This window comes from Paenibacillus prosopidis, assembly GCF_003337375.1.
Classification (GTDB): domain Bacteria; phylum Bacillota; class Bacilli; order Paenibacillales; family Paenibacillaceae; genus Pristimantibacillus; species Pristimantibacillus prosopidis.
In genome coordinates this window covers 1-9454 of the sequence record NZ_QPJD01000036.1, presented here as the reverse complement: position 1 = coordinate 9454, position 9454 = coordinate 1, and the positions used below count along the sequence as shown (strand labels likewise).

Here is a 9454-nt window from a genome sequence, read left to right as displayed (position 1 = left end):
CTGCCCTAGATGAAGAACGTCGGAAAGCCGTATGCGGGAAAACTGCACGTACGGTTTGATGAGAAGGGGCTGGATCCCCAGCTCTTTACTCTACTATGCTTAATGAAATTGTGCTAAAATGGAAAAATAATGCATAGGGAGTGGAGAGTTAAATGAGTTCTTTAGCCTTGCTGAAACAATCAAAGGCAAAATATCTGTTACTAATACCTTCCTCCGTTGTTACGTTTATTGTTCTTTTCTGTTCTTACATTTCGATATTTGGTTTCGAATACCAACATCGCTTTAGGGAAGGGTACATTGAACCAAGTCCAGGTTCAAAATTGATTGGGGTTGTAATAGTTGTCGGTTATCTCATACTGACATATATATTAACGTGGTTTTATAATGGGGACATAAGTGGAACTTTCTCGAGGCTAACCAGGTCATTGTTTAATACCTTTATTATCGTTACAGTAGGATGTTTGTCGAGTCTTCCGTTGCTCTTTCCTGCATACTTTTCTCTTATAAGCTAACGGGTACGATAGTTTCAATGATCACCAGGCAGATTAACTCAATAAATAGGGTATATTGAGACAATCGAACTTACTTTTACCTAAGTAAACGGCAAGGTAGAGGAGGATGGCTCTTGCCAATTATAAAAATATCTCTATTTATAACAGCACCTATTCAGGTTTGTTTTGATTTGTCACGTAGTATTGATCTTCACATGGAATCAACCTCACATACAAATGAAAGAGCAATAAAAGGTCGTACAAGTGGGTTGATTGAACTGGGAGAAACAGTGACCTGGGAAGCTACACATTTCGGGATTCGCCAGCAACTAACATCAATTATTACTGAGTTTGATCAACCTAATAAATTCGTGGACGAGATGGTTAGCGGTGCATTTAAACGGTTTAGGCATGAACATACATTTGAATTTCAAGAGGGTGGGACGTTGATGACTGATAAATTCGATTATACCTCACCATTTGGACCACTTGGTATGTTAGCAGACGTGATGTTTTTACGCTCGTATATGGAACGCTTACTCTTGCGACGAAACGAATATATAAAAAATAATGCCGAAAAGCGCTACCAAATATAGGTTCATTACGCTAAAGGAAAACGATAGTTCAATGCCGAAGGGCTGCCACGTGGCAGCCCTTCGCTCAGCGAAGGGGTGGGTATTGTAGGGACATTATCCTTATTTGCAGGAATTATTTGTATGATAATTTCATTGTTAATTTACGTATCCGATTTAAGGAAAGCTAGTTCTGTTAAGGAAAAATGGATTGCGGTTTTAGATTTTATCTTAAGCCCGTTTACAGGCTTAACAGCTTTATTTTACTTTGGGGCTTTACTAATGTTGTACGGATTGTGTGTACTAACAGGTGTATTTTAGAAGCTATTATGATTGAACTAACTGGGAACGATAGTGGAGGAGCTGCCGTTGATGCTCATTGAAGTAACGGGCAGCATTCCTATAATGAAGAAATACGAGGTTTGAGAAGGAAAAAGACTCCTTGGTATGATGTTGATGGGTCCACGATGCTGGCCAGCGACCGGATCCAAAAACAAACCAAGGAGACTACAAAATGAATTCTACTCAAAATGAACGCATTAATCAAATTACTTCTTCTACCTTAATTGTTGGTGTCGACATCGCAAAATTCAAACATGTGGCCAGGGCACAAGACTACCGTGGAGTCGAGTTTGGGAAGCCCATTACGTTTGAGAACAACCGAGAAGGATTTGAGTTGTTCGTGAGCTGGTTCTGGAAGATTTCAACGGAGCAAGGCTTTCTGGACGTTATCGTTGGAATGGAACCAACAGGACACTACTGGCTGAACCTTGCTCATTTCCTAATAGAAAAGCAAGTGAAATACGGTGTGGTGAATCCACTGCACGTGAAGAAAAGCAAAGAACTAGACGATAATTCTCCTACAAAGAATGACGTTAAAGACGCTAAAGTGATTGCTCAATTGGTCAAAGACGGGAGATACGCCGTACCTAGCCTCCCACAAGGCGTTTATGCCGAACTGCGGGAAGCGATGAAAATTCGCGAACACCTGTCGACCGACCTTTGTGTTGTCCAAGCGCGCGTCCATAACTGGCTGGATCGGTATTTTCCGGAGTTTCTAACGGTATTTAAGGATTGGGAATGCAAGTCTGCCATCCAAATGCTAAGTCTCTATCTACTGCCGCATGAGCTTGTTTCGGTGCCAGATGAGACGCTGTTAATGCATCTGAGAGAAGCTGCAAAGCGTGGGCTTGGTCTAGGGCGAATAAGGAATTTGAAGGCAGCAGCCAGTCGTTCGGTCGGCATAAAACAAGGATCAGAATTAGCCAAGATGGAGCTGCACTTGTTGTTGACCCAATATGAATTTCTCCATAGTAAGCTTGAAGAGCTGGAAGCAAAGCTAGATGAGCTGCTTTTGCAGATTCCCCATGTACAGCAATTGTTAGCCATTAAAGGGATTGGTAGAGACACCGTCGCTGGGTTTCTAGCTGAGGTAGGAGACATTGGCCAGTACCGTCATCCAAAACAAATAACGAAGCTCGCTGGACTGAATTTGAAAACAAATTCATCAGGCACACATACAGGACAGACCAGGATAACCAAGAGAGGTCGGAAACGTCTTCGTGCTCTACTCTTTAGAGTAATGATGCCGCTGGTTGCTAAAAATGCAGCCTTCCGAGCGTTGCACGAGTACTACACCAAGCGGCAGAACAATCCATTGAAGAAGATGCAGTCTCTCATCGCGTTGTGTAACAAACTTATTCGCATCCTATTTGGCATATTGAAAAAAGGACATGAGTTCAAGGAAGAAAAAATGATGCAGGATATCCCTCGATGCACAGAATTACGGCAAGCAGCTTAACTAAACGTTTTCCAATGAACATGACCTAAGCAAAAAAGCTAGATAACAAGAAGCACGGATGAGTCGGAACGGCACTATCCATACGGACGAAGATCCTGCCGGGCAGCATATCTGACCTCCACCTCATGGACAGGTTGAATGAAGGAATGTGGGAGCGTAGACTCTGCGAGATGTGGGAGGGTTGACCGCCATGAGCTCATGTGGAGATCCAAAGGTGCAACCATACTTTACCGGAGTAACCACTTTTTACAGTAAGTGGTCTAGGTGGAGACTTTTTTGCGCCTTTACCAGCCCCATAAATTTCTTCATCTACAACTTCATTCCACTGAAATGTTATCTGCAATGAGCAGACTAGGTCAAAATTCTAAGAAAACGTGAGTATTTAAGAGAAAAGTGATTCTCCATAGAGGGAGGATAACGTGGTAAAAGGTAAGCAAATTTTGTCCGCTAGTAGTCACAAAACTCCATATGGAAATGATATTATTCCATTTATAACCAATACCCATATGCTACACTGTTCATATATCGTTAAAGGGGCTGAGTCAATCAATGGATGCTATTAACGAAGATATTAGAGTGGTTATTGGCGCTGGGGTTTATAATAACAATCCCGAGTGGATACAAACTCAGGAATCAGAGTTGAATTTATTGCAAAGACATCAGTGGTTGGAACGTTTCTCACCTAATACGATCACAGCAATTTTAGCAGAACATGTTTGGGAACACTTAGATTTTGACGAAGGCGTTAAAGCTGCAAACATATGCTTTGAATTTTTAAGACCTGGTGGTTATGTGCGTTGCGCCGTTCCCGATGGTTATTTTCCTAATGAGGAATATCAAAGAGGTGTGCAAATTGGAGGACCAGGGCCCGTTGATCATCCCGCAGCGAGTCATAAAATCGTACATAATTTTAGGTCAATTACGTCTATGTTCAATGCTGCTGGGTTCAAAGTGAGTTTACTGGAGTATTGTGATGAGGAAGGAAACTTCCATTACAGCGACTGGGATCAAAATAAAGGTTTTATATTCCGTTCCAAACGTTTTGATCATAGGAATATTGAAGGTAAGTTAGGCTTTGTTTCTCTTATTGTAGACGCTGAAAAGCCAATAAATAATTGAACTAACGGGGTACGATAGTGGGGGAGCTGCCGCGAGGTTAGCTCCTTTTTGATGCTCATTGAAGTAACGGACGTATAGTTTAATTAGTTTTGGTATATTTATCTTGGCGAATAAGGGTATAGATCATGCTAAGATTCTCTAAAAAGAGAGGTGTTTTTATTGGGCATACCAAAGTGTGAAACTTGTGATTATCAATTTACATGGAAAGAAATACAAAAGGGTATTCGTTGGACTTATAAACCACTTGTATGTAGGAAATGTGGAACGAAGCATAAAATTACTATGCAGACCAGGTTGTTATTTTCTCTTTCGATAGTAGTAATGTTATTCATTTTTGATCTAAGTAATCTTCCTTTTTATTTAAGAGTAGCGGTAATTATAATTTTCAACTTTTCCGTCATACTTAGCTTCCCTTATTTTGCAAAATATAAATCTACAAGTTAAATAGTATCAAACGGTCGAGAGCAGTCAAAGTATGCAAGATTCTATGAGGTCAAGTGAATTCTCAAAAGGGATACGGTTGGGGAATGGCGAGGAAATGTATTTTATGTTTTTAAGAACGAAGGAGACAGGATTCAAGGGCTAAAAGAAGTTAAGAGCAAACAGCGTTGGTTAATACAGTGTTTTCACCAGCTTTTATGAAGCTAAAAATGTATTACTAATTTATATGCATCTTCATGGTATTGAAGGTCCTGAAGGCAAACTTAATGAAGCGATACAGGCATTTAGAAAATAGATGGAATAAGAGAGTACTCCTGAATTACAAAGCACCATGTTGAGCTTACGGGAAACAATAGTTGAACAAGATAAGGATCAGCTGCCGCGGCATCTGCTCTTGTCTTTATTAAGCTAAAGAGCAGGATAGTTTAAAAATTGTTTTTTGGAATAAGTCGGGCAAAATACCACTAATAATTTTAGAAAAAATTCCGCTAAACCAAAGGACGGGGAACGTTAGTGCAGAAAAAATCAAAAGCGAATTTGTATTTTTTAATGGCATTTGTTCTATTTATTGCAATGTATTGCTTAACTTATGTAAAGAGTTACCCTTTTACTCAAACTGATATATGGCATTACGCAACGGGGCTTTTAGCAATATTGGCATTGCTTTTAGCTCTATTCAAAAAGTAAAAGCTAGACGTGTTATTGAGCTCTAGCACGTGAGAACCGTATCACAGTGAAAAGGTAGGTCATTGCGCTAACGGGAGTTCAACTAGACAAGGAGCAGTTTGCCAGCGACAGGCTGCTCCTTGTTTAACGCGCTGGTTAGTCCAATTATGGTAGTATAAGGGCTAAGTTTGTTTGTGAGGAAGGAGGCATAAATATTGATCGAAATGCGGAAGTGCATTCTAATGTGTTTTTTATTAGTAACCTTTCTAACTGCTTGCGGTAAGGAACATTCATTTGAGTCCGAAACTCTTTATTTCTACAGCGGCGAGATGTTATCTTTGGTTGACCAACGGGAGAATGAGTATTCAAAGGATAAGGGAATTTTGTATACCCTAACACTAACTGATTTCCGGCCGAAGGAACCAGTATTTCAAAAATTTATTGAGTCCTATCAGAGTGTCACCGGTAAAGAAGGTCATATTTCATTTACAGAACGCACCAAAATATATGCCCGCTCTCAAACCACGAATACAAAGACCTCCATTCCTGTTTCAGATTTATATCAAGTTTTGAAGCCTACCGGCTCAGGAGATTACCCTAAAATCGAGATCTGGGTAACCCCTTATAAAAAAGGTGAATCTGACGTTGAGGCGGTCGAAGTTGTATTGCTGCAGTAATTACGTTTCGTATCTATAGTCTGGGTGCACATACCATACAACACAGTGCAGATAGTCGCTCATTGCGCTAACGGGTACGATAGTGGGGGAGCTGTCGCGAGGACAGCTCCTTTTTGATGCTCATTGAAGTAACGGGCAGGTTTGCGTAACTTTCCAAGGTTTGGAAACGTATAAACTGACTATAACAGTCGGTATACGGAGGTAAACGAAATATATGAGTAGTCCATCAATAATTTACACCTTAGTGCGCTTTTAGTCATAACCCCTTTTAGAGCTCAAAATTAGAATTCGAAAGATTTTCATTAAGGAGGCAGAGGCTTGAACAAGTTTGTAGGCCATATAGTTACAAGTGTCTTATGTATAATAATACCGCTAGTCGGCCTTGTATATGGGTTTTGGGATATTCATCAACCTAAAACAGGACCTGTAGGAGACGGCAAACCAAATTATCCCACGATACCTCAATTGATACCGATTATATCTTGTTTTCTTCTTGGAGTTGGAAATTTACCTTTTGCAATTATGCGCTACAAACAAAACATAAAGAATCAAAAAGACAAAAAGAATTAATTTATTTGTTTCGGACGTTAGTTCAATCCACCATGGAGTAGTTTACGGTCCATAGCTGCTCCTTTTTCGTTACGTTATCTGGCAGTATACTTAAAATGTTCTAACTATGGCCTGGTTAATGGTAAATTAGACAATGTGAAAAGAAGGGGAGTGAATTATTTTGCAGAAGCTAAATCTCATCGGTTTGATACTTATAATTGCTGCAATGCTGTGTGCATGCTCAAAGGATGTATCCAACCAACCGGAAACAACAATAACAAAACAAGTTGAAGGAACTGCTTTGCACGTGGAGCCAATCGATTTATTTGCCGGAGAGGCACGGAAATTCCAACCTTTTCTTGGCACGATGTCGGGTGCAGTGAAATTGAAGTACGGCGGAAACAAAAATGATATTTCTGCTAAAATTGAACTTTGGGAAAACGGAACGAAAACGAAGACATACAGTTCCATTGGTATCTCAATGCAGGATTCACAAGATAAGACAAAGGACTATGAAGGCGAATTTATTGCATCGATTAAGACAGTTTCAATTGAAGGCAGTAAACCACTGTATGAGATCACAACAGCTTTTGCGAATAAAAACGGTACGGCATCAAGTATTACATACATCGATCGTGATATTAGAAATACAGGAAGCAATACTATCCAACTAAATAAAAGCTTGGATGTCTCAGAAAATGACGAGGTTGCCGTATGGGGGATGCAAGCCACAGATAAGAATGGGTGGGAAACCATTGATTTAACTCCGGAGGGATTGAAAAACGCAAAATGGGCTTTGATATTTAAGTTATCTGTAAATTGACAAATCGTGGTTTATTACGCTAACGGGTACGATAGCTGAATAACGACACGACGGCAGCCGGCCAGAACTGATCGGCTGCCTCTTCTACGCTCCCATGGAAGAACGCAATTACTTACATAATCTGTGATGTCGCGTGAGCGGCATGGATGGCTAACTGGCAGAATACTTTCACAAAAAGTGGTATGGAAGTATTTTCTAATGTAAACTAGATGCTATATTATAATAGCCTTGCTGAAGGAAGTGGTTGAATGAGCATTAATTACAGAGATGCAATTTATAAAGATGAAGAGGAGATGTTTGTTTTAGCTGCAAAGCTTGCGACAAGTTTTAAGCTAAGTAGAACAGACTTCTCAAGAACTTATCAAGAAGTATTGAGTAGCAAAGATGTGGACTTATTTGTTGCAGAAAATGAATCAGGAATAATTGGATATGTATAAGGATTTCATCACTCAACTTTTTATGCAAATGGTGTTATTAGTTGGATAGAAGAGTTATTCGTTTTAGATGAATATAGGGGAATGAAAATTGGAAAGAAACTCATGATGCTAATTGAAGAAAAAGCCGCTGAGCGTGGTTCGAAACTGATTGCACTTGCAACTAGAAGAGCGGGTGATTTTTATAAAGCCATTGGGTACGATGAATCCGCTATATATTTCAAGAAAGCCTTAAGCTAACGGATAACGATAGTGGAGGAGCTTGCTTTGGTGCAGCTCCTCTTTCTTATTGAACTGTCAGGATAATGCAGTTGGATGCAATTGACAGTAGGGTATATAAAAAGCAATAATTTAGTAGTTGGTACTAGTATCTGATTGTTATTTGAGGAGGGACACAACTATGAAATATTTTATAATAACGGGTACATCAAGGGGAATTGGAGAATCTATTGCTGAACAACTGATCTCACCAGAGCACTATTTGCTCTGTATCTCACGCGAAAGAAATATGAAGTTGATAAGCAAAAGTAACAACATAGAGTATATTGAATTTGATTTAAATCAAATCGATCAGATTGAATCTTTAATGGATCGTATATTTAATTCAATAGACCTGTCTAATGCGGTGGGAATTTATCTTATCAATAATGCATCTATGATAGCTCCTGTAGCATTCATTGATACAGCTACGGTTAAAGACATAACTGGAAACATTAATGTAAATCTACTTGCACCAATCTTACTGACTTCCTTATTAATAAAGCATACGAATAATCATTTAATTGAGAAAAGAATCTTAAATATCTCATCAGCATCTGTTAAGAATCACCATCCCGGTATGAGTTTATATTCGGCTGCTAAGGCAGGGTTGGACGTATTTTCTCAATGTGTGGCCCTCGAACAAAATCACTCCCAAGCACCAGTAGGAATTGTCTCAATCTGGCCTGGAATGATTGACACTAATCTGCAAAGAGAAGCAAGGAACCAAGATAAAGCAACATTCCCATCTGCAGAGTTATTTGGAATGGTCAAAGATGCTGGTATGCTGTCATCACCAGAGGAAACTGCACAACAAATAATTGAGTTTTTATTTAAAAAAGACTTTGAACATGGTGCTGTAGTTGATATTTATGACTATTCAAAAGTTCAACAACATTTTGATGCTCCAAACGAGACCTTCTGAGTAGCCCGCCTTAGTCATTACACTACCATGAAAGAACGGATTAACTTTCATGCTCTGTGGTGCAACATAAGAGATGCATGGATGGCTAACGGGTACGATAGCATCACGACATTACGGCAGCTTGTCGTACTTAAGAACCACGTAAAGGGATTTAATAGTTCCTTCCCGAATAAATAAAAAATATTGATTATTTAAGGAGGCAAGTTATATGGCATATGATATTCATATTACCCGTGCTGAACGATGGATCTATAGTGAAGAGACACCAATAAATTATGAAGAATATGAAGAAGTAGTAAAAAACGATACCAGTTTTAGGGCTGCCTATGGCCCTGTAACCGAATTATGGGGAATGACCATTGAGCATGAAAACGGACCGCTATATATCTGGACTGTAGAAGGTGAAGATACGGCTATCTTTTGGTACGACAAGGGAAGGTTATACATATCACGAGCCCAAGATCATGTGATTGAAAAAATGATAGATCTGGCTAGTAAGTTAAATGCAAAAGTAGAAGGCGACGAAGGAGAAATCTATTTTATGAATGAAGGCAAGGTTTCTTATCGATATGAATAATTACTTACTGGGATTCCACTAACGGGTACGATAGTTGTATGATCTCATGCGTCGATTTACAAAAACCGGATTCCCTTATAGAGAGGAGGGATCCGGTTTTTTCAGGCATAATTTGCTTAGT

11 protein-coding genes are annotated in these 9454 nt (G+C 39.5%); all 11 read left to right on the top strand.

Annotation, left to right across the window (positions count from 1 at the left end; translation table 11 throughout):
* Positions 1 to 625 precede the first annotated feature (625 nt).
* The 11 genes from DFP97_RS29495 (at position 626) to DFP97_RS29445 (ending at position 9333) form a co-directional block, all read left to right on the top strand.
* The gene (locus DFP97_RS29495; protein ID WP_114384235.1) at positions 626 to 1087 is read left to right on the top strand and encodes an SRPBCC family protein; all 462 of its coding nucleotides are present in this window, start codon (positions 626 to 628) and stop codon (positions 1085 to 1087) included.
* 490 nt (positions 1088 to 1577) lie between these two features.
* Positions 1578 to 2864, top strand: a complete 1287-nt coding sequence (locus DFP97_RS29490) for an IS110 family RNA-guided transposase (RefSeq protein ID WP_114384234.1) — start codon at positions 1578 to 1580, stop codon at positions 2862 to 2864.
* A gap of 549 nt (positions 2865 to 3413) precedes the next feature.
* Positions 3414 to 3983, top strand: a complete 570-nt coding sequence (locus tag DFP97_RS29485; protein WP_114384233.1) for a class I SAM-dependent methyltransferase — start codon at positions 3414 to 3416, stop codon at positions 3981 to 3983.
* A gap of 150 nt (positions 3984 to 4133) precedes the next feature.
* A complete protein-coding gene (locus tag DFP97_RS32405; RefSeq protein WP_114384232.1) occupies positions 4134 to 4427 on the top strand; it encodes a TIGR04104 family putative zinc finger protein in 294 nt (97 codons plus the stop codon).
* Positions 4428 to 5305: 878 nt separating this feature from the next.
* The gene (locus DFP97_RS29475; protein WP_056639963.1) at positions 5306 to 5767 is read left to right on the top strand and encodes a hypothetical protein; all 462 of its coding nucleotides are present in this window, start codon (positions 5306 to 5308) and stop codon (positions 5765 to 5767) included.
* Between the two features lie 318 nt (positions 5768 to 6085).
* A complete protein-coding gene (locus DFP97_RS29470) occupies positions 6086 to 6337 on the top strand; it encodes a hypothetical protein (protein WP_114384231.1) in 252 nt (83 codons plus the stop codon).
* Positions 6338 to 6497: 160 nt separating this feature from the next.
* Positions 6498 to 7139, top strand: a complete 642-nt coding sequence (locus tag DFP97_RS29465) for a hypothetical protein (RefSeq protein WP_114384230.1) — start codon at positions 6498 to 6500, stop codon at positions 7137 to 7139.
* 248 nt (positions 7140 to 7387) lie between these two features.
* Positions 7388 to 7576, top strand: coding sequence for a hypothetical protein (locus DFP97_RS29460; RefSeq protein WP_114384229.1), 189 nt, complete (start codon positions 7388 to 7390; stop codon positions 7574 to 7576).
* Positions 7577 to 7612: 36 nt separating this feature from the next.
* A complete protein-coding gene (locus tag DFP97_RS29455) occupies positions 7613 to 7813 on the top strand; it encodes a GNAT family N-acetyltransferase (protein WP_114384228.1) in 201 nt (66 codons plus the stop codon).
* A gap of 160 nt (positions 7814 to 7973) precedes the next feature.
* Positions 7974 to 8756: an SDR family NAD(P)-dependent oxidoreductase gene (locus DFP97_RS29450; RefSeq protein ID WP_114384227.1), complete on the top strand. Its 783-nt coding sequence runs from the start codon at positions 7974 to 7976 to the stop codon at positions 8754 to 8756.
* A gap of 208 nt (positions 8757 to 8964) precedes the next feature.
* Positions 8965 to 9333 carry a hypothetical protein gene (locus DFP97_RS29445; protein WP_114384226.1) on the top strand — a complete coding sequence of 123 codons (369 nt, stop codon included), beginning with the start codon at positions 8965 to 8967 and terminating at the stop codon, positions 9331 to 9333.
* The last annotated feature ends 121 nt before the right edge of the window (positions 9334 to 9454 follow it).